This is a genomic window from Bradyrhizobium sp. Ce-3, from assembly GCF_022835695.1.
Lineage (GTDB): Bacteria > Pseudomonadota > Alphaproteobacteria > Rhizobiales > Xanthobacteraceae > Bradyrhizobium.
The window spans coordinates 339,042-358,547 of the sequence record NZ_BQUV01000007.1 but is presented as its reverse complement, the minus strand read 5'-3'; the positions used below and the strand labels follow the sequence as shown (position 1 = coordinate 358,547).

Sequence of the window (19,506 nt, the reverse complement as noted above, 5' to 3'; positions counted from 1 at the left end):
TGCATTGGTCGCGCTTCGCGGAAAAGAAATCGATAACTTCCTCGCCCGGCCTGATGCCGGCCGGCCGATCATCCTGGTTTACGGCCCGGACCTCGGCCTGGTGCGCGAGCGCGCCGACGCGCTGATGGCCTCGGCCGTCGACGATCCCAACGATCCGTTCTCGCTGGTGCGGCTCGATGGCGACGAGCTCGCCGCCGAGCCGTCGCGGCTGGTCGACGAGGCCATGACGGTGCCGCTGTTCGGCGGCCGCCGCGCCATCCGCGTCCGGGCCGGATCACGCAATTTCTCGAGCGGCGTCGAGACGCTGACCGAAACCCCAGCCCTGAAAGATTGCCGCATCGTGATCGAGGCCGGCGAACTGCGGCCGGAATCGCCGCTGCGCAAGATCTGCGAGCGCGCCAAGAGCGCGGTCGCGATCGGCTGCTATCCCGACACCGAGCGCGATCTGACCAAGCTGATCGAGGACGAGCTGCGCACCTCCAACCTGCGGCTCGCGCAAGACGCGCGTGCGGTGCTGATGTCGCTGCTCGGCGGCGACCGCATGGCCTCGCGCAACGAGCTGCGCAAGCTCGCGCTGTTCGCGCATGGCAAGGGCGAGATCACGCTCGACGACGTGATGACCGTGGTCTCCGACGCCTCCGAGCTGAAGCTCGATCCGATCGTCGACGGCGCGTTCGCCGGTAACGCCGCGCTGGTCGAAAGCGAGTTCACCAAGGCAATGGTCGCCGGCACCTACCCCGGCGTGATCATCTCGGCCGCGCAGCGCCAGGCGGCGTGGCTGCACAAATCGGCGCTGGCGATCGCTGACGGGACGCCGGCATCGGCCGTGCTCGAAGGCGGATTTCCGCGGCTGCATTTCTCGCGCAAACCGATGGTCGAGATCGCGCTGCGCAATTTCACGCCGCAACGCCTGGTCATCGTGATCGACCAGCTCGCCACCGCGGCGCTCGACATGCGCAAGCAGGCCTCGCTCGCCGCCGTGATCGGGCAGCGCGCGCTGCTGTCGATCGCGGCGAACGCGAAGCGGCGGGGATAACGCACGATATTGGGAAGACGTCATTGCCAGTGAAGCGAAGCAATCCATGGGTCCGCATATGCGGATCGATGGATTGCTTCGTCGCTTCAGCGCAAAATTGCTTTGCAATTTTGTCGCGAGCTCCTCGCAATGACGTGGAGAGTTGTTGGAAGAACTAGCCGCCTTCCAGCCGCCGTATCACCTCGTCGAGCTGCTCGAGGTTGCGGTAGTTGATCTGGACGGTGCCGCCGGGATCGCGGTGGCTGACGGTGACGGCAAGACCGAGCGCATCGCTGACACGCTTCTCCAGCGCCAGCGTGTCGGCATCCTTGTCGACCTTGGCCGCGCTGCCGCTGCGCGCCTTCTGCGGCTTGCGTTCCGGCACGCCCTCCTCATGCGCCAGCGCCTCGGCCTGACGGACGTTGAGGCCTTCGGCGACGATGCGCTTTGCGGCGGCAAGCGGATCCGGCACGCCGATCAGCGCACGGGCGTGGCCGGCGGAGAGATCGCCCTTCGAGATCAGCGCCTGTACCTCGGCCGGCAGCTTGGTCAGCCGCATCATGTTGGCGACGTGGCTGCGGCTCTTGCCGACGATCTTGGCGATGTCTTCCTGGCTGCGTTTGAACTCGTCGGCGAGCGAATGATAACCCAGCGCCTCTTCCATCGCGTTGAGGTCTTCGCGCTGCACGTTCTCGATGATCATGATCTCGAGCGCGTCGGAATCATTCACCTCGACCGGCACGATCGGCACTTCGTGCAGGCCGGCGAGCTGCGAGGCGCGCCAGCGGCGTTCGCCGGCGATGATCTCGTAGCGGTCCTGGGTGCCCTTGATCGCGCGCACCACGATCGGCTGGATCACGCCGCGCGCTTTGATCGAATCGGCGAGTTCGCCGAGCTCGGTGTCGGCGAAGCTGCGTCGCGGATTGCGCGGATTGGGCTTGAGGAATTCGATCGGCACCTTGCGCTGGTTGCGCGGCCGCTCGACATGCGCGGCCGCCTCGCCGCCGACATCTCCGATCAGGCTTGCCAGCCCGCGCCCCAGTCGCGAACGCGCTTCATCGGCCATTGTTGCGAGCTCCCTTGGATTCACGCGCAGTACTCCAGACTTGAATTTCAGAATCGCAGGATGGGCCGCGCGCGGCGAAACCCATCGCTGTCGTCGCGGACGAGGATGGGGATCGCTGCATGGCGCCCATCCTGTGCATCGTCAATGCGCGCGCAGCTCGCGCTCGCGCTGGATCACTTCGGTGGCGAGCTTGAGATATGCATCGCTGCCGGCGCATTTGAGATCGTAGACCAGCACCGGCTTGCCGTAGGACGGCGCTTCCGAGATGCGCACGTTGCGCGGGATCATGGTGTCGTAGACCTTGTTGCCCATGAACTGGCGCACGTCGGCAACCACCTGGTTGGAGAGGTTGTTGCGCGAGTCGAACATGGTCAGCACGATGCCGTGGATCGACAAGGTCGGATTGAGCGTCGAGCGCACCTGCTCTACGGTCTGCAGCAATTGCGACAGACCTTCGAGTGCGAAGAACTCGCATTGCAGCGGCACGAGGATCGCGTCCGACGCAGCCATCGCATTCACCGTGAGCAGATTGAGCGAGGGCGGGCAGTCGATCAGCACATAGGTGTAATCGGAATCGGGTGAAACGTTGTTGTTCAACCCGGCGATCGCGTCGCGCAGCCGGAAGGCGCGGCCCGGCGTGGTGCCGAGCTCGAGCTCGAGGCCGGAGAGGTCCATGGTGGAGGCGGCGATATGCAGCCGCGGCACCGCGGTCGCGACCACGGCATCGCGCAGCGGCGCTTCGCCGATCAGCACGTCGTAGGTCGAGCAGTTGCGGCTGCGGCGGTCGATGCCGAGCCCGGTCGAGGCATTGCCCTGCGGATCGAGATCGACGATCAGGACGCGCTCGCCAATCGCAGCGAGTGCGGTGCCGAGATTGATCGCTGTGGTGGTCTTGCCGACGCCGCCCTTCTGGTTGGCGAGCGACAGGATGCGCGGATGGCCCGGCGCTTGGAGCGCCTTATCCCCTTGATAAACCTTGTCCATCACAGTCATACCAAAATACCATTTGCTCTTGCGGAGTCCCCTAGCGCCGCTCGATTGACCCGAGTTCGACGATCCAGCCCTGTCCGCCGGTCCGGCTGGCGTGTAGCTTTGGCTCAATATTCCAATATTTAGTGGCCTCGGTCAATTCGGCCTCTACATCTTGACCCTTCAAGAACAGCGCCTTGGCGCCCTTTTTGACCCACGGCTCGGCAAAGCCGATCAGTTGATGTAACGGAGCCAGTGCCCGCGCGGTGACGCAATCGATGGGCCCCGCGATTCTATCCACAGTATCCCCGATATCAGCCAGATGCACCGTCCCCGGTGACGCCGTGACCCGAATCGCTTCCCGCAGGAACGCGGCCTTCTTGGCGATTCGCTCAACCAGATGGATCGACGCCCCAGGCGTCTCGGCCAGGGCGCAGGCGAGCACGACGCCGGGGAAGCCGCCGCCGCTGCCGAGATCGACCCAGGACTTGGCCGTCGGCGCGAGGCTCAGGAGCTGCAACGAATCGGAGACGTGGCGGGTCCAGAGATTTGGCAGCGTCGACGGCGCGACGAGATTGGTCTTGGCCTGCCACTCCAGGAGGAGGGCGATGTAGCGATCGAGCCGGACCTCTGTTTCACGTGAAACAGGCGTCAGCACGAGTGCCGCTGCCTTGTCTTTGGCGGAGATGCCGAGTTCGGCGGATTGCGGAGCTGAAGCCATTCTGGGAGCAGGGCCGTGCGGTCTGACGATGGAAAGTCAATCGTAGCTGAGTCTGGCAAGCGATGGACCTGCCCAACGCTTCGGCCTGGCGAAAGTTATCGGCGCTCAGCCTTCGTGTTTCACGTGAAACGTCAGGCGGTCGCCTTAGCCGATTTCCGTCGTGCCTCGCGCCGGAGATAGGCCGCCAAGATTCCAAGCGCCGCCGGCGTCATGCCGTCGATCCGGCCGGCCTGGCCGACCGTCCGCGGCTGCGCCTTCTGCAGCTTGGCGCGCGCTTCGTTGGAGAGGCCGGGCACATCGGCATAGTCGACATCGGTCAGGACCAGGCCTTCGTCGCGCCGGAAGGCGTCAACGTCTGCGGTCTGGCGCTTCAGATAGACATCGTATTTGGCATCGATCTCGAGATGCACCGTGATCGCAGGGTCAATGGCCGATAGCTCCGGCCAGATCGCCTGGACCGCCGGCCACTCGATCTCCGGATAGGCCAGCAGCTCGAAGGCGGAGCGGCGATGACCGTCGCGATTGAGCGCCAGCCCGTGCTTGGCGGCTTCATTCGGTGTGATCGCAAGCGACTTCGCCAGGGTCTTGGCCGCATCCAGCGCCGTCATCTTGGTCCGATGGCGCTCCGCGCGGGCCGCTCCAACGCATCCGAGCGCGATACCCTTGTCGGTCAGCCGCTGATCGGCATTGTCGGCCCGCAGCGTCAGCCGGTATTCGGCGCGCGAGGTGAACATCCGATAGGGCTCGGTGATGCCGCGGGTCACGAGGTCGTCGATCATCACGCCGAGATAGCCGTCAGCACGGTCGAACACGATCGGATCGGTCCCGCCGGCGGCCAGGGCGGCATTGAGCCCGGCAACGATGCCCTGCCCGGCCGCCTCTTCGTATCCCGTGGTGCCATTGATCTGCCCGGCCAGGAAAAGCCCGCGCAGACGCTTGGTCTCAAGGGTCGGATCGAGCTCACGGGGATCGACGTGGTCGTATTCGATCGCATAGCCCGGCCGGACCATCTTCACCCGCTCAAGGCCGGGGATGGTGGCGAGGATCGCGAGCTGGACCTCCTCCGGCAGCGAGGTCGAGATGCCGTTGGGATAGACCGTGCTGTCATCGAGCCCTTCCGGCTCCAGGAAGATCTGGTGGCCATCGCGGTCGCCAAAGCGGACGATCTTGTCCTCGATCGAGGGGCAATAGCGCGGCCCGGAGCTCTTGATCTGGCCGGAATACATCGGCGAGCGGTGCACATTGGCCCGGATCACCTCATGGGTCGCCGGCGTGGTCCGGGTGATGCCGCACTGGATCTGCGGGGTCGTGATCCGGTCCGTCATGACCGAAAAGGGCTCCGGAGGCTCGTCTCCCGGCTGCATTTCGACCGCAGACCAGTCGATCGTGGTGCCGTCGAGACGCGGCGGCGTCCCGGTCTTGAGCCGGCCGAGCACAAAGCCGGCTCGCTCGAACGAGTTGGACAGGCCCATGGCCGGCGCCTCGCCTACCCGGCCAGCCGGCCAGTTCTTCTCGCCAAGATGGATCAGACCGCGCAGGAAGGTTCCGGTCGTGATGACGACAGCGCCCGCATCGAGCTGACGGCCGTCGCCCAGACGGATGCCGGTCACGCGGCCGTCGACGACGATCAGTTCGTCCGCCTCGCCTTCGATGACGCCGAGGTTCGCTGTCTCGGTGATCGCCGCCTGCATCGCCGCCGCATAGAGCTTGCGGTCGGCCTGGGCCCGGGGGCCACGGACCGCCGGACCCTTGCGGCGATTGAGCATGCGAAACTGGATGCCGCCGGCGTCGGCGACCCGGCCCATCAGACCGTCCAGCGCATCGACTTCGCGGACCAGATGGCCCTTACCAAGCCCGCCGATCGCGGGATTGCAGGACATCGCGCCGATGGTCGCGAAACGATGCGTCACCAGGGCCGTCTTCGCGCCCATCCGGGCAGCAGCACTCGCGGCTTCGCAGCCGGCATGGCCGCCGCCGATGACGATGACGTCAAATGAATCTGCCCTGGAAGTCATGGCGGGACTTCTATCGCGGAGTGATGAAAGCCGGAAGAACGAAGTTGAGATCGGCGGTCTGCGACCTGGTCCGATGGGCGAGATATGGCTTGCTTCACCTCGCTCGCAACGCCGGGCGGAGCTGTTTCACGTGAAACAGCGCACTCCAGCTGACGGCAATTGTTTCACGTGAAACGGAGGAGAGTTCCTTAACCAGATCGAAACCATGTTTCACGTGAAACAAGGGGGCGTCCCCCGCTACTTTCCGACGCAAAACTCGCGGAAGATGACGTCCAGGATGTCCTCGACATCAACCCGACCGAGCAGACGGCCGAGCGAATAGGCGGCCCTGCGCAGTTCCTCAGCGGCGAGCTCCTCGCCCTGCCCGACCACGTCGATGCTGCGCCGAAGAGATTCGACAGTCTCCTCGAGCAACCCGCGCTGCCGGGTCCGGCTGATCAGACCGCCCTCGCTGGTCGCGAAATAGTCGTGAGCGAAACCGACCAATGCGGCGATCAGCTCGGAGAGACCGTCGCCGCGGGCCGCCGATATCCTGAACTCGGGGTAGCTACTGCCCTCACCCGCCGGCGTCCTGACCAGGTCGATCTTGTTTCGCACCAGCCAGGTCGGGGTCGCGCCACCGTGCGCGGGCTTCGCGCCGCCGCTGTCGGCCAGCCACAGCACGAGGTCGGCTTCGGCGGCCCGGGCCCGCGCCCGGCGAACCCCCTCCTGCTCCACCGGATCGCTGGTCTCGCGGATCCCGGCGGTGTCGATGACCGTGACGGGATAGCCATCGAGATCGAGCTGGACCTCGATCACGTCGCGCGTCGTGCCGGCATGCGGCGAGACAATCGCGACCTCCCGCTTGGCAAGCTGATTGATCAGGGTCGATTTGCCGACGTTCGGCGGGCCCGCGATCGCGACCACCAGGCCGTCGCGCAACCGCTCGCTTTGCCCCTGCCCCGCTAGCACCTGCTTGATCTCGTCATGCAGCGCCCGGATCTTCTCCAGCGCCGGCGCGATCAGTTCCGCCGGCACATCGCCTTCGTCGGAGAAATCGATGCCGGCCTCGATCAGCGCGGACGCCGCGATGATCCGCTCGCGCCAGTCGCGGGCGCGGTCGCCGAGCAACCCTTTCAGCTGGCGCAGTGCCTGGCGCCTTTGACGGTCGGTGTCGGCATGGATCAGATCGTCCAGGCCTTCGGCCTCGGTCAGGTCGAGCTTGCCGTTCTCGAATGCGCGCCGGGTGAACTCGCCGGGCTCGGCCGGTCGGACATTGTCGAAGGCCGCGATGGCGTCGAACATCGCCGCCAGGACCGCACGCCCGCCGTGGACATGAAATTCGGCGACGTCCTCGCCGGTCGCGCTACCAGGACCCGGGAACCAGAGCACGACTGCGTCATCGATCGGTTGATGGTTCGAATCGCGGAGCAGCGCCCGGGTCGCCATCCGCGGCGCCAACGCCTTGCCGGCCAGTCCCGCAATGACCGACTCGGCCATTGGGCCAGACAGTCTGATAATGGCGATCGCGCTCGGCGGCCGTCCGGAGGACAATGCGAAGATAGTCTGGTCGCGCGGATGCATCGCCTATTTCTTCCAGCAAATCGGCAAAGGCAACGCTCCCGTTTTGGCTCCCGTTTTGCACGCCGTGCCGCACTATGCTGCGTTGCAGCATCGCAATTCATTGCAGCAGCCGCGCAGCAATTTTGCTGCGGCATTATCAACCAAATCACACAGCCATGATGGAAATATAAATCACATCAGATATTTATATGAATATTCGGTGCGAAAGGCGGCTCAATTTTTGCTGCATCGTGCTGCAGCAAACCCGCAGCATGAAAAAAGGCGCCCCGTTTGTGCGGAGCGCCCTTTCCTGTTCGGCCCGACCTTAGGCCTCAGGTGTTCATGGAATCGAAGAATTCCGAGTTGCTCTTCGTGTTCCGCAGCTTGTCGAGCAGGAAGTCGATCGCGTCCATGGTGCCCATCGGATTGAGGATCCGGCGCAGCACATACATCTTCTTCAGCACCTGCGGATCGGTGATGAGCTCCTCCTTGCGGGTGCCGGAGCGGGCGATGTCGATCGCCGGGAAGGTCCGCTTGTCCGAGACCTTGCGGTCGAGGATCAGTTCGGAGTTACCGGTACCCTTGAACTCTTCGAAGATGACCTCGTCCATGCGGCTGCCGGTATCGACCAGTGCGGTCGCGATGATGGTCAGCGAACCGCCCTCCTCGATGTTGCGCGCGGCACCGAAGAAGCGCTTCGGACGCTGCAACGCATTGGCGTCGACACCGCCGGTCAGCACCTTGCCGGATGACGGCACCACGGTGTTGTAGGCCCGGCCGAGGCGCGTGATCGAATCGAGCAGGATCACGACGTCGCGGCCGTGCTCGACCAGGCGCTTGGCCTTCTCGATCACCATCTCGGCGACCTGGACGTGGCGTACCGCGGGCTCGTCGAAGGTCGACGACACCACCTCGCCCTTCACCGAGCGCTGCATGTCCGTGACTTCTTCCGGACGCTCGTCGATCAGCAGCACGATCAGATAGCAGTCGGGATGATTGGCGGTGATCGAGTGCGCGATGTTCTGCATCAGCACCGTCTTGCCGGTGCGCGGCGGCGCCACGATCAGCGCGCGCTGGCCCTTGCCGATCGGCGCGACGATGTCGATCACGCGGGCGGAAAGGTCCTTCTTGGTGGAATCCTCGAGCTCCATGCGGAAACGCTGATTGGGAAACAGCGGCGTGAGGTTGTCGAAATTGACCTTGTGCTTCGACTTTTCCGGGTCTTCGAAATTGAGCGTGTTGACCTTGAGCAGCGCGAAATAGCGTTCGCCTTCCTTCGGACTGCGGATATGGCCTTCGATCGTATCGCCGGTGCGCAGGCCGAAACGGCGGATCTGCGACGGCGACACGTAGATGTCGTCGGGGCCGGGCAGGTAGTTCGCGTCGGGCGAACGAAGGAAGCCGAAGCCGTCGGACAGCACCTCGACGACGCCTTCACCGATAATGTCGGTCTCGGCGATCGCGAGCTGCTTGAGAATTGCGAACATCAGCTCCTGCTTGCGCATGGTGCTGGCATTCTCGACCCCATTCTCTTCCGCAAACGAGACGAGCTCGGCCGGCGTTTTCGATTTGAGGTCCTGGAGTTTGATTTCCCGCATTGGGGTAGTCCTGTCAGGAAGTAGGTTGGGAAGGGGTGCGAGGTGGCTTGGAAAAAGCGGACGCCAAAGGAAGGTCCGCAGGTCTCAGCCAGGAAAGTGCCGTTTGGGCTTTCAAACCTGATGCGGCGCCGGCCCGAAAAGAACCGGAACGCGGCCACATCCGCCTGCGTGGGGTGGGATAAAACCTATATAGAAAATCGATCCGTCCTTCGCAAGAAGGACTGAAGCATGCTTCTTAGGCATCGCAATGTCTAGAATGGCTTCACCACCACCATGATGACGATCAGGATCATCAGAAGCGTCGGCACCTCGTTGATAATACGATAGAATTTCTGGCTTCGCTGATTCCGGTCGGCGGCGAAATCCTTCACACAGCGAGACAAAAAGCCGTGGATACCCGACATGATGAGGACCAGCGTAAATTTGACGTGAAACCAGCCCGACAGGTACCAGTGTCCGGCCCAGACCAGATAGAGCCCGGCCAACCAGGTGACGATCATCGCAGGGTTGATGATCCCCTTCAAAAGCCGCCGCTCCATGACCTTGAAGGTCTCGGACTGCTTCGAGCCGGGCTCGGCTTCGCAATGATAGACGAATAGCCGCGGCAGATAGAGCATGCCGGCCATCCAGGAGATGACGGCGACGATGTGCAGCGCCTTGATCCAGTCATACAACATCGCAGCGATGCCTTTCAGGGAACAGCTCGGGGGAGGTCTTGGCGTTGCGCGCGAAGCTCTGCCAGCGGGGGACGGATACATATCCGCTCACACGGCTCTCCTAAACCTAATTAAGTTTAGAATCTAAGGTTTGAGTCTAAGTGGCGGTGAATTTGACTCATGCAAAACGATCCAGCCGTTCTTGCGGGCTTGTTCACATCCCTCAACATTTCGGCAGTTGGTGGCGGAAATCCGGAATCCGCCGCAGGACTCAATTGGTTGCGGATCGCTGTGGCCAGCTTATCAAGAGACAAATCCACACCGGTTCACTATCATTCTGTCTGTGACGTCGACTTATCCTTTTCCGCGGTGCTGTGAAGAAAGGGACGAGATATACAAAGGCCGGGCGGCGGACCCGGATTCTCTCCCCGACCTCCACAGGGATTCACAGGATAGACAGGGGCTCTGGTGCCGACGACCTCCAATTATTTCCACCTGCATCTGGTGTCGGACTCGACCGGCGAGACGCTGATCACCGTGGCGCGCGCGGTCGCCGCGCAATACGCCAACGTCACCGCGGTTGAACATGTCTATCCGCTGGTGCGCAGCCAGAAGCAGCTCGATCGGGTGCTCGACGAGATCGAGGAATCGCCCGGCATCGTGCTGTTCACGCTGCTGGAGAAGGATCTGGTCGGCCGGCTCGAGGGCAAGTGCAAGGAGATCAATGTGCCGAGCCTGTCGATCATCGGGCCGGTGATGCAGTTGTTCGAGGCGTATCTGGGTGCCGCGACGACCGGACGCGTCGGTGCGCAGCATGTGCTGAACGCGGAATATTTCAGCCGGATCGACGCGCTGAATTACACGATGATCCATGACGACGGTCAGCATGTCGAAGGCCTCGAGGAGGCCGACGTCGTTCTGGTCGGGGTGTCGCGCACCTCGAAGACCCCGACCTCGATCTATCTCGCCAACCGCGGCATCAGAACTGCCAATGTGCCGCTGGTGCCGGGCATCCCGCTGCCGCACCAGCTCGAGACCCTGAAGAAGCCATTGGTGGTCAGCCTGCATGCGACACCGGAGCGCTTGATCCAGGTTCGGCAGAACCGTTTGCTCACGATGGGCGACCGCGACAACGACACCTATATCGACAAGCAGGCGGTGGCCGACGAAGTCGCGTTTGCGCGGCGCCTGAGTGCGAAATTCAACTGGGCATTGCTCGACGTGACGCGTCGCTCGATCGAGGAGACGGCGGCTGCGATCATGAAGCTCTATAACGACCGCCAGCGCGCGCGGCCGCCGGAGTGATCGTCACATCATGAGCATCTGGTGCGGCCCGCAGCAGTTGATCCTTGCCTCGCAAAGCCGGGCGCGAAGGATGTTGCTCGAAAACGCCGGCCTCAAATTCGGGACGTTGCCGGCCGATATCGATGAACGCGCGGTGCAGAAAAACTCCGGCCTTTCGGCGCCGGGCGAGATCGCATCGCTGCTGGCGCGCGCGAAGGCGCTGTTCGTCTCCGGGCAAAGGCCCGGGCAATATGTCGTCGGTGCCGATCAGACCCTGGCGCTGGGGCAGCGGATGTTCAGCAAGCCTGCCGACCGCGCACAGGCGGCCGAGCAGCTCGGTCTGCTCGCCGGACAGACCCACGCTCTGCATTCCGCGGTCTCGGTCGCGCGCGATGGCAAGGTCCTGTTCGATGATGTGAGCGTGGCCCGGATGACGATGCGGCGGCTCACCGCCGGCGAGATAGAGGCCTATCTCGCCCAGGCCGGGGAGGCGGTGACGACCAGCGTTGGCGCCTACCAGCTCGAGGGCCTCGGGGTTCATCTGTTCGAGCGGATCGAAGGCGACCATTTCACCATCCTCGGCCTGCCGCTATTGTCGCTGCTCGCGTTCCTGCGCCGTGAAAAACTGCTCGCGGTGTGAGGCACTGAGGGATGGCGACGAAGAGATGCTGAACCGATGTTGATGCCATGTTGATTATTGGACTGACCGGCTCGATCGGGATGGGGAAATCCACCACGGCGAAATTGTTCATGGAGGCCGGCGTGCCGGTCTACGACGCCGATGCGGCCGTGCATCAGCTCTACGAAGGCGAAGCCGCGCCGGCGATCGAGGCAGCCTTCCCCGGCACCACCGCCGACGGCAAGGTCGATCGTGCAAAACTGTCGGCGCGCGTGGTGCACGACCCCGCGGCGATGAAGCAGCTCGAGCAGATCGTGCATCCGATGCTCGGCGCGTCGCGACAGAAGTTCTTTGCCGATGCGGAAGCGGCAGGCAAGGCGATCGTCGTCGTCGACGTGCCGCTGCTGTTCGAGACCGGTGGCGAGAAGCGCGTCGATGCCGTCGTCGTCGTCACCACCTCGCCGGAACTGCAGCGCGAGCGCGTGCTGGCCCGCGGCACCATGGATGCGGCGAAACTCGATGCCATCATTGCCAAGCAGATGCCGGACGCCGAGAAGCGCAAGCGCGCGGATTTCATGGTGGATACCTCGCACGGACTTGATCCGGTGCGGGCGCGTATCCGCGACATTCTGGCCGAGGTTGCTAAGATGCCGAAGCGGCGCGCCTGATTCGCTCGCCTTTTCCGGATTCCCTCAAGTCATGCGCGAAATCGTTCTCGATACCGAAACCACTGGCCTCGATCCGCTCCGCGGCGACCGGCTGGTCGAGATCGGCTGCGTCGAGATCTTCAACCGGATGCCCACGGGGCAGACCTACCACGTCTATATCAATCCCGAGCGCGACATGCCGGCTGAGGCCTTCGCCGTGCACGGGCTGTCGACCGAGTTCCTGGCCTCCAAGCCGTTGTTCACCGAAGTGGTCGAGGAGTTCCTGGCCTTCATCGGCGACACGCCGCTGGTGATCCACAACGCGTCCTTCGACATCAGCTTCATCAATGCCGAGCTCGACCGCATCAAGCGGAAAGCGATCCCGAAGGACCGGCTGGTCGATACGTTGCTGCTGGCGCGACGGAAGCATCCCGGCGTGTCGAACCGGCTCGACGATCTCTGCTCGCGCTATCAGATCGACAATTCCCGCCGCACCAAGCACGGCGCCTTGCTCGACGCCGAGCTGCTGGCCGAGGTCTATATCGACCTGATCGGTGCGCGGCAGTCGCAGCTCATTCTGGCGTCGGAAAATTCGGATGCGCGTGCGGGCAGCCACAGTGATGCGCCGCGGCGCCAGCGCGAGACTCCGCTGGTTGCACGGGTCAGCGATGCGGATCGCGAGGCCCACCGGGCCTTCGTCGCCACGCTCGGCGACAAGCCGCTCTGGAACGATTATCTGCCGCCGCCAGCGCCCGCTGCGGCCCCGGCGGCTTGATTCAACGTATTGCGATTTCCGTCATCCTGAGGTGCGAGCGGAGCGAGCCTCGAAGGATGAATCGGCCATGATCGGGGCCCGTCGATCCTTCGAGACGTGCTGCGCGCTCCTCAGGATGACGGGATTTGGCTTTCCGTATTCGCTGACTCAGATCAGCTCGGCTTGACGCCGGAAGCGGCCTGGGCGGCCGCCTGCCGTTCCATGTTCTGACGATAGAGACCGACGAAATCGACGGGGTCGAGCAGCAGCGGCGGGAAGCCGCCGTCGCGGACCGAGGTCGCGACGATCTCGCGTGCGAACGGGAACAGCAGCCGCGGGCACTCGATCATGACCAGCGGATGCAGGTTCTCCTGCGGCACGTTGACGATCCGGAAGACGCCGGCATAGGCGAGGTCGAAGCTGAACATCACCTTGCCCGCGGTCTCGGCCTTGCCCTCGATCGAGAGGATCACCTCGTACTCATTGTCCGACAGGTTGTTGGCCGAGACGTTGATCTGGATGTTGATCGCCGGCTGCTGCTGCTGCTGGCCGAGCGAGGCCGGCGCATTCGGGTTCTCGAACGACAGGTCCTTGGTGTACTGCGCCAGCACGTTGAGCTGGGGAGCGGCCTGTTCGACGGGGGCGCCGTTGCCATTGGTCATGGAAATGTCTCCTGGAGCGGCGCTCGGGACAGGATGCCCGACGGCACGCGTTAAGGTGTTGGGAATGCCGATGCCGGCGAGTGGCTATCATAGGCCCGGCTCGGTCCACAAGGACGACGAACGGGCGCGTCCCGACGGCCTGCGACCAAATCTGCGGCAACGGGCCGCGCGAGCACAGCTCCGCCCAACCTCTTAACGGCTTCCTAAATTATTGAAGATGCGCGATTTCCGGGAAGGAACGGGTTTCCCCCGGGGGTCAAAACACGCTACACTTGCCCGTGCCAAAAAGCGCCATTGGCCGGGCACAGTTTCGTGCCTACATGCTGCGGACTCACTCGGCGATGTAATCTCTGCCGTTCCCGACCGGGAACGCTTTGGTGTCCGGCCCGTTGCCGGCAGAGACCAGAAAGCGAATTCGACGTGGATATCTACACCATCATCTTCCTGGCGCTTGCCGTGTTTATCTTCCTGCGCCTGCGCAGCGTTCTCGGGCAGCGCACGGGAAGCGAGCGGCCGCCGTATGATCGTGCAGCACCCAACGTCCTGCAGCGCGGCCAGGATAACAACGTCGTGCCGATCCCGGGATCGGTGATCGATCAGCCGCCCCCGGCCGCGCCCGCCGAGCCGGTCGAACCCACCGAACGCTGGAAGGGCGTCGCCGAGCCCGGCACGCCGCTGGCGCAGGGTCTCGACGCGGTGGCCGTCCAGGATCCGTCGTTCGATCCGCGGCATTTCCTCTCGGGCGCCCGTTCGGCCTATGAAATGATCGTGCTGGCCTTTGCCAACGGCGATCGCCGCGCGCTGCGCGACCTGCTCTCGAGCGAGGTCTATGAGAGCTTCGAGGCCGCGATCAAGGACCGCGAGAAGCATGAGCAGAAGACCGAGACGCGGTTCGTCTCGATCGACAAGGCGGAGATCGTCAGCGCGGAGACGCGCGATCGCTCGACCCAGCTCACCGTCCGTTTCGTGTCGCAGATGATCTCGGTCACGCGTGACAAGGCGGGCACCATCGTCGACGGCAGCCCGGACAAGGTCGCCGACATCACCGACGTCTGGACATTCGCCCGCGACTCGACTTCCCGCGATCCGAACTGGAAGCTGGTTGGCACTGGAAGCGCTCACTAAACATCTCAGCTACGGGCGCCTCGCCATCGCGTGCTGCGCGCTCGCGGTGGTGTGCTCCACGGCGGCGATCGCCGCGCGTTACAGGTCGAGCCGGCACACCCCGCCGCGGCACGAGCAGACCCACCCGATCCCCTATCCCAACCTGGAACTGCCGTTGCAGGTCAGCGGCAGCCAGTATGAGCCGCTCGGCTGGGCCAATGTCGCCGGCTGGAACGACGACGATCATCTCGCCGCCTACAACGCGTTTCGCACCAGCTGCAAGCCGATCGCCGCTCAGCAGGGCGCACCGGTCGATTCGAAGGCACTCGGCAGCTCGCTGCGCGATCCCTGCCGGATCGCCAAGGGGCTCAATCTCGCCGTTGGCGCGAAGGCGAAGGAATTCTTCGAGCAGAATTTTGTGCCGCTGCGGATCTCGCGGCTCGGCGAGGAGGCCGGTTTCGTCACCGGCTATTACGAGCCGGTGCTCGATGGTTCGAAGACCCAGACCGACGTCTATAATGTTCCGGTTTATCGCCGCCCGTCCAATTTGTTCGTGCGCGGCAAGACGCAGGCGTCGGTCGGGCTGCCCAACGGCGGCCCGGTGTATCGCAAGATCGGCCGGCGCAAGCTCGTGCCTTATTACGACCGCGCCCAGATCGAGGACGGCGCGATCGCCGGCCGCGGGCTGGAGATCGCCTGGCTGAAGAGCCAGACCGACTTGTTGTTCGCGCAGATCCAGGGCTCGGCGCGGATCAAGCTCGAGGACGGCACCACGCTGCGCATCAATTATGACGCGCATAATGGCTACCCCTATACGCCGGTCGGACGCGTCCTGATCGATCGCGGCATCATCCCGAGGGAGCAGATGTCGATGCAGAAGATCAGGGAATGGATGGAGCAGAACCCCGACGGCGCCAAGGATGTGCGGCGGCAGAACCGCGCCTACGTGTTCTTCCGCGAGGTGCCGTTATCCGACAAGGACGAGGCCGTCGGCGCGCAGGGCGTGCCGCTGACGCCGGGCCGCTCGATCGCGGTCGATAAGGCGCTGCATGTCTACGGCACGCCGTTCTTCATCGCCGGCGAGCTGCCGATCGAATCCGAACAGTCGAAGACGCCGTTCCACCGGCTGATGATCGCGCAGGACACTGGTTCGGCCATTGTCGGCCCGGCGCGCGCCGATCTCTATTTCGGCGCCGGCGCCGACGCCGGAAAGGTCTCGGGCCGGCTGCGGCACAATATGCAGTTCGTGATGCTGGTGCCCAGGGGTCTCGATCCCGTCGCGCGCGGCCACAAGCTGCCGATCCCTGACGAGCGGCCGTCGGCCAAAATCGCAAAACTGTTTCCGCAGACCGATCCGCCAAAGGACAAGCCGGCGGCGAAGCCCGCGGATGTGCCGACTGCGACCGTCGCCAAGGCCGGGACAAAAGACGCAACCAGCGGCGCCGCCAAGAATCCGCCCGCGAAGGATGCAGCGCCCGCTGCTCCTCCGGCAACAACCCCTGTCGCGCAGGCCGCTCCTGTGGCAGAACCGGTGCCGTTGCCGGTCGCCCGGCCGGATATTCCGCAGTCTCAGGAGAAGCGGCGCTTTCGGCGCTATCGCCATCATCGCGAGCAATGAAACGACCCGCGCCGATCCCCGATCTGTCCGCTCCGCCGCGGCGCAAGCGTGCGCTGAGCGAGGAGGAGCGTGCGCTCTGGGAAAGCGTCGCCAAGCAGGTCAAGCCGCTGCGCAAGAAGTCGGCCGCCGCGAAGGCCCACGCCACGGCCTCTGATCCGGCCACCCACCACGCCGCGGCAAAGCCGATTCCGGTCAAGCCGGTCACATCGGTCAAGGCCGCGCCGGTGCCGCGGCCGCAGGCGCCGCCGCTGGCGCCGATCGGCCGCCGCGAGCGCGCAAAATTGTCGCGCGGCCGGCAGGAGATCGATGCGCGGCTCGACCTGCACGGCATGACGCAGATCCGCGCGCATCGCGTGCTGTTCGCCTTCCTGCAGCGCGCCCATCATGATGGGCTCACCTTCGTGCTCGTGATCACCGGCAAGGGCAAGGTCGGAGGACTGGAGTCCGAACGCGGTGTGTTGCGCCGCCAGGTGCCGGAATGGCTCAGCCTTCCGGAATTCCGCTCGCTGGTGGTCGGCTTCGAGGAAGCCCATGTCGGCCATGGCGGCGAGGGCGCGCTCTATGTGCGGGTCCGCCGCGCGCGCTGAGCCTAAAACGGTCTGACGATTCCGACGCGCGGGATCAGCGTGACGATCCAGCCCAAGACTGTCGTCTTGCGATCATCCGAGGCGATCGGCGCTACGTCTTTCGACGCCGGCAGCATCTTCACCGCGTGCAGCATCAGGAACATGCAGACCGCCCAGTTCGAGATCCAGCGCGAATAGTCGAACACGGTGACGAACATCACGAGGTAGCCGGCGCTGATTACAACGAGCGCGGCGAGCACGATCCGCCGATGCAGCTCGTTGGTGAGCGCGCCGATCAGCCGCGCGAAATAGCGCCACAGCGGCGTGTGCAGCCAGATCAGCAGCGCGAACACCGGAACGCCGAGGATGTTCGAGGGCATTCGCGCCCAGGTATCGGCGAACTCCTTCGACAGCGGCTGGTACCAGATGTAGCCGAACTGCAGCAGGTCGGTGCGTGACGGATCGGCCATCCGGCTTTGCAGGTGGCGGATGAATTCGTCATAGGGCACGTCGACCGTGCCGGCGAATTGCGCGACCAGGAACAGGATGCCGACCGCCACGAGTGCGCCGATGCCGAAGATAATGCTTCGCGGCGTCGCATTTTGCATCAGGTAGAAGCGCAGCATCACGATGGCGGTGATCGTCGGCACATACATCAGGACGAAGATGTGATGGACCAGGATCAGAACGATCGAGAACAGCGCGGCGATCAGCACATACATGACCGAGCGCGCAGGGATCAGCAGCAGCACGATCGTCAGCGCACAGCCATAGATGTCGAAATGGCCGAGCGTATGCATGAAGTTCTTCAGGAAGAACGGCGACCCCGCCATGAAGACGAACAGCGGCCAATGCGCATCGTCGAAGCCGAATGTGCGATGAAAGAGCCGGACGAACAGTCCGAGCGTCAGCAGCCAGATCGCGCCGGCCAGCGCGAACACCAGCCACACCGGCACCTTGTCGGTGAACAGCGACACGATCGCGCCGACCAGCGCGCGCTTGGTGAAGCCGTAGTGATAGTCGACCAGCAAATGGATGTAGGGAACGAAGGGCGGCAGCGCGATCTTGTGCAGGAACACCCCGACCAGCACCGCCGCGTTGACGGCCAGCATCAAGCGCCAAGGGTTTTGCCACACCCGCAGATTCATCGATCGCCCACTGTGTCGTCCCGGCCTAGTGCGCGATTGCGCACGGGGGCCGGGACCCATAACCACAAAGCTCAGTTTTTAGACAGGATAGCGGCCCGAGTCTTGGCTCAATACAGGCAGCGATGGTTATGGGCCTCGGCCTTCGCCGGGGCGACGGCATAGCGTCGGCTAAAGAATAAACCGGCTCAGATCGGCGTTCTTGGCGAGGTCGCCGACATGCCTGGTCACGTAGTCGGCGTCGACCTGGATGGTCTCGCCGTGGCGATCGGGGGCGGTGAAGGAGATCTCGTCGAGCACGCGCTCCATCACGGTCTGCAGACGCCTTGCGCCGATATTCTCGACCGTGGAGTTGACCGCCACCGCGACGTCGGCCAGCGCGTCGATCGCACCGTCGGTGATGTCGAGCGTGACGCCCTCGGTCTTCAGCAGCGCGACATATTGCTTGATCAGCGACGCTTCCGGCTCGGTCAGGATCCGGCGCATGTCGTCGCGGGTCAGCGCCTGTAGCTCGACGCGGATCGGCAGGCGGCCCTGCAACTCCGGCAGCAGGTCCGACGGCTTGGCGATATGGAAGGCACCCGAGGCGATGAACAGGATGTGGTCGGTCTTGACCGCGCCGTGCTTGGTCGAAACCGTGGTGCCCTCGATCAGCGGCAGCAGGTCGCGCTGCACGCCCTCGCGCGAGACATCGCCGCCGGCGCGGTTCTCGCGCACGCAGATCTTGTCGATCTCGTCGAGGAACACGATGCCGTTGTTCTCGACCGCGCTGATCGCCTCCTGCACCAGCTGATCGGTGTCGAGCAGCTTGTCGGATTCCTCGTTGACGAGGATCTCGTGCGAGCCTTCCACCGTCAGGCGGCGGGTCTTGCTGCGGCCGCCCATCTTGCCGAAGATGTCGCCGAGCGAGATCGCACCCATCTGGGCGCCGGGCATGCCGGGGATTTCGAACATCGGCATGCCGCTGCCGCCCGACTGCGTCTCGATCTCGATTTCCTTGTCGTTGAGCTCTCCGGCACGCAGCTTCTTGCGGAACGACTCGCGCGTCGCCGGGCTCGATCCCGGTCCGACCAGCGCATCCAGCACGCGTTCCTCGGCGGCGAGCTGGGCGCGGGCCTGGACGTCCTTGCGCTTGCGCTCGCGGGTCTGCGCGATCGCGACCTCGACGAGGTCGCGGACGATCTGCTCGACGTCGCGGCCGACATAGCCGACCTCGGTGAACTTGGTGGCCTCGACCTTGAGGAACGGCGCGCCGGCGAGCTTGGCCAGCCGCCGCGCGATCTCGGTCTTGCCGACGCCGGTCGGCCCGATCATCAGGATGTTCTTGGGCAGAACCTCCTCGCGCAGGGAACCGGCGAGCTGCAGCCGCCGCCAGCGGTTGCGCAGCGCGATCGAGACGGCGCGCTTGGCGTCGGCCTGGCCGACGATGAAACGGTCAAGTTCAGAAACGATTTCGCGGGGGGAGAAGTCGGTCATTGGCTCTAGCTAGGTTGAAATCGGGGTCTCGGCAAGCGGCACTCTTCCA

The 19,506-nt window shown here is 64.2% G+C and carries 18 protein-coding genes; 8 read left to right on the top strand and 10 right to left on the bottom strand.

The window, feature by feature from the left end; all coding sequences use genetic code 11:
* The first annotated feature begins 4 nt into the window (after positions 1-4).
* Positions 5-1,036, top strand: coding sequence for a DNA polymerase III subunit delta (gene holA / locus BRSPCE3_RS25145; protein WP_244068974.1), 1,032 nt, complete (start codon positions 5-7; stop codon positions 1,034-1,036).
* 154 nt (positions 1,037-1,190) lie between these two features.
* Here the strand turns inward: holA and BRSPCE3_RS25140 are convergent, their stop codons facing one another.
* The 7 genes from BRSPCE3_RS25140 to hemJ form a co-directional block, all read right to left on the bottom strand.
* The gene (locus BRSPCE3_RS25140) at positions 1,191-2,081 is read right to left on the bottom strand and encodes a ParB/RepB/Spo0J family partition protein (RefSeq protein WP_244068973.1); all 891 of its coding nucleotides are present in this window, start codon (positions 2,079-2,081) and stop codon (positions 1,191-1,193) included.
* A gap of 141 nt (positions 2,082-2,222) precedes the next feature.
* Complete coding sequence (locus BRSPCE3_RS25135) at positions 2,223-3,074, bottom strand: ParA family protein (RefSeq protein WP_244068972.1); 852 nt, start codon at positions 3,072-3,074, stop codon at positions 2,223-2,225.
* Between the two features lie 31 nt (positions 3,075-3,105).
* Positions 3,106-3,771 (bottom strand): 16S rRNA (guanine(527)-N(7))-methyltransferase RsmG, encoded by a 666-nt coding sequence (gene rsmG, locus BRSPCE3_RS25130; protein ID WP_244068971.1) that lies wholly within the window; start codon positions 3,769-3,771, stop codon positions 3,106-3,108.
* 131 nt (positions 3,772-3,902) lie between these two features.
* Positions 3,903-5,786 (bottom strand): tRNA uridine-5-carboxymethylaminomethyl(34) synthesis enzyme MnmG, encoded by a 1,884-nt coding sequence (gene mnmG, locus BRSPCE3_RS25125; RefSeq protein WP_244068970.1) that lies wholly within the window; start codon positions 5,784-5,786, stop codon positions 3,903-3,905.
* A 237-nt stretch (positions 5,787-6,023) separates the two neighbouring features.
* On the bottom strand, positions 6,024-7,349 hold the full coding sequence (gene mnmE / locus BRSPCE3_RS25120; RefSeq protein WP_244068969.1) for a tRNA uridine-5-carboxymethylaminomethyl(34) synthesis GTPase MnmE: 1,326 nt from the start codon (positions 7,347-7,349) through the stop codon (positions 6,024-6,026).
* Positions 7,350-7,660: 311 nt separating this feature from the next.
* A complete protein-coding gene (gene rho, locus BRSPCE3_RS25115; protein WP_021078151.1) occupies positions 7,661-8,926 on the bottom strand; it encodes a transcription termination factor Rho in 1,266 nt (421 codons plus the stop codon).
* Positions 8,927-9,177: 251 nt separating this feature from the next.
* Entirely contained in the window at positions 9,178-9,600 is a 423-nt protein-coding gene (gene hemJ / locus BRSPCE3_RS25110; RefSeq protein WP_244069056.1) for a protoporphyrinogen oxidase HemJ, read from the bottom strand.
* A gap of 450 nt (positions 9,601-10,050) precedes the next feature.
* On the opposite strand from hemJ, the gene BRSPCE3_RS25105 reads away from it, so the two are divergent.
* From BRSPCE3_RS25105 to dnaQ, 4 genes are read left to right on the top strand one after another with little or no spacing between them, the layout of a single operon-like run.
* Positions 10,051-10,887 carry a pyruvate, water dikinase regulatory protein gene (locus BRSPCE3_RS25105; protein ID WP_050425362.1) on the top strand — a complete coding sequence of 279 codons (837 nt, stop codon included), beginning with the start codon at positions 10,051-10,053 and terminating at the stop codon, positions 10,885-10,887.
* 10 nt (positions 10,888-10,897) lie between these two features.
* Positions 10,898-11,506, top strand: coding sequence for a Maf family protein (locus BRSPCE3_RS25100; protein ID WP_244068968.1), 609 nt, complete (start codon positions 10,898-10,900; stop codon positions 11,504-11,506).
* A 47-nt stretch (positions 11,507-11,553) separates the two neighbouring features.
* Entirely contained in the window at positions 11,554-12,153 is a 600-nt protein-coding gene (coaE, locus tag BRSPCE3_RS25095) for a dephospho-CoA kinase (protein ID WP_244068967.1), read from the top strand.
* Between the two features lie 31 nt (positions 12,154-12,184).
* Positions 12,185-12,907, top strand: a complete 723-nt coding sequence (gene dnaQ, locus BRSPCE3_RS25090; protein WP_244068966.1) for a DNA polymerase III subunit epsilon — start codon at positions 12,185-12,187, stop codon at positions 12,905-12,907.
* A gap of 152 nt (positions 12,908-13,059) precedes the next feature.
* Here dnaQ and secB read toward each other — a convergent pair whose 3' ends face one another.
* Complete coding sequence (gene secB, locus BRSPCE3_RS25085; RefSeq protein ID WP_106321797.1) at positions 13,060-13,548, bottom strand: protein-export chaperone SecB; 489 nt, start codon at positions 13,546-13,548, stop codon at positions 13,060-13,062.
* A 420-nt stretch (positions 13,549-13,968) separates the two neighbouring features.
* Between secB and BRSPCE3_RS25080 the strand changes: the two genes are divergently transcribed.
* Genes BRSPCE3_RS25080 through BRSPCE3_RS25070 form a run of 3 tightly spaced genes read left to right on the top strand, consistent with a single transcriptional unit; the run spans position 13,969 to position 16,857 of the window.
* Entirely contained in the window at positions 13,969-14,673 is a 705-nt protein-coding gene (locus BRSPCE3_RS25080) for a Tim44/TimA family putative adaptor protein (protein ID WP_244068965.1), read from the top strand.
* Positions 14,651-16,270, top strand: coding sequence for a murein transglycosylase A (locus BRSPCE3_RS25075; RefSeq protein WP_375709958.1), 1,620 nt, complete (start codon positions 14,651-14,653; stop codon positions 16,268-16,270). The genes BRSPCE3_RS25080 and BRSPCE3_RS25075 overlap by 23 nt, the downstream gene beginning before the upstream one ends.
* Entirely contained in the window at positions 16,267-16,857 is a 591-nt protein-coding gene (locus BRSPCE3_RS25070) for a Smr/MutS family protein (protein ID WP_244068964.1), read from the top strand. The genes BRSPCE3_RS25075 and BRSPCE3_RS25070 overlap by 4 nt, the downstream gene beginning before the upstream one ends.
* Before the next feature lie 2 nt (positions 16,858-16,859).
* Here BRSPCE3_RS25070 and BRSPCE3_RS25065 read toward each other — a convergent pair whose 3' ends face one another.
* Together BRSPCE3_RS25065 and hslU are read right to left on the bottom strand one after the other, a co-directional pair.
* On the bottom strand, positions 16,860-17,984 hold the full coding sequence (locus tag BRSPCE3_RS25065; RefSeq protein ID WP_244068963.1) for a hypothetical protein: 1,125 nt from the start codon (positions 17,982-17,984) through the stop codon (positions 16,860-16,862).
* Positions 17,985-18,152: 168 nt separating this feature from the next.
* On the bottom strand, positions 18,153-19,457 hold the full coding sequence (gene hslU, locus BRSPCE3_RS25060) for an ATP-dependent protease ATPase subunit HslU (protein WP_244068962.1): 1,305 nt from the start codon (positions 19,455-19,457) through the stop codon (positions 18,153-18,155).
* Between the last annotated feature and the right edge of the window lie 49 nt (positions 19,458-19,506).

Coding starts and splice junctions, on each gene's coding strand:
- BRSPCE3_RS25140 (WP_244068973.1), bottom strand. CDS start 2,081: ATGGCCGATGAAGCGCGTTCGCGACTGGGGCGCGGGCTGGCAAGCCTG.
- BRSPCE3_RS25135 (WP_244068972.1), bottom strand. CDS start 3,074: ATGACTGTGATGGACAAGGTTTATCAAGGGGATAAGGCGCTCCAAGCG.
- rsmG (WP_244068971.1), bottom strand. CDS start 3,771: ATGGCTTCAGCTCCGCAATCCGCCGAACTCGGCATCTCCGCCAAAGAC.
- mnmG (WP_244068970.1), bottom strand. CDS start 5,786: ATGACTTCCAGGGCAGATTCATTTGACGTCATCGTCATCGGCGGCGGC.
- mnmE (WP_244068969.1), bottom strand. CDS start 7,349: ATGCATCCGCGCGACCAGACTATCTTCGCATTGTCCTCCGGACGGCCG.
- rho (WP_021078151.1), bottom strand. CDS start 8,926: ATGCGGGAAATCAAACTCCAGGACCTCAAATCGAAAACGCCGGCCGAG.
- BRSPCE3_RS25100 (WP_244068968.1), top strand. CDS start 10,898: ATGAGCATCTGGTGCGGCCCGCAGCAGTTGATCCTTGCCTCGCAAAGC.
- coaE (WP_244068967.1), top strand. CDS start 11,554: ATGTTGATTATTGGACTGACCGGCTCGATCGGGATGGGGAAATCCACC.
- dnaQ (WP_244068966.1), top strand. CDS start 12,185: ATGCGCGAAATCGTTCTCGATACCGAAACCACTGGCCTCGATCCGCTC.
- secB (WP_106321797.1), bottom strand. CDS start 13,548: ATGACCAATGGCAACGGCGCCCCCGTCGAACAGGCCGCTCCCCAGCTC.
- BRSPCE3_RS25070 (WP_244068964.1), top strand. CDS start 16,267: ATGAAACGACCCGCGCCGATCCCCGATCTGTCCGCTCCGCCGCGGCGC.
- BRSPCE3_RS25065 (WP_244068963.1), bottom strand. CDS start 17,984: ATGAATCTGCGGGTGTGGCAAAACCCTTGGCGCTTGATGCTGGCCGTC.
- hslU (WP_244068962.1), bottom strand. CDS start 19,457: ATGACCGACTTCTCCCCCCGCGAAATCGTTTCTGAACTTGACCGTTTC.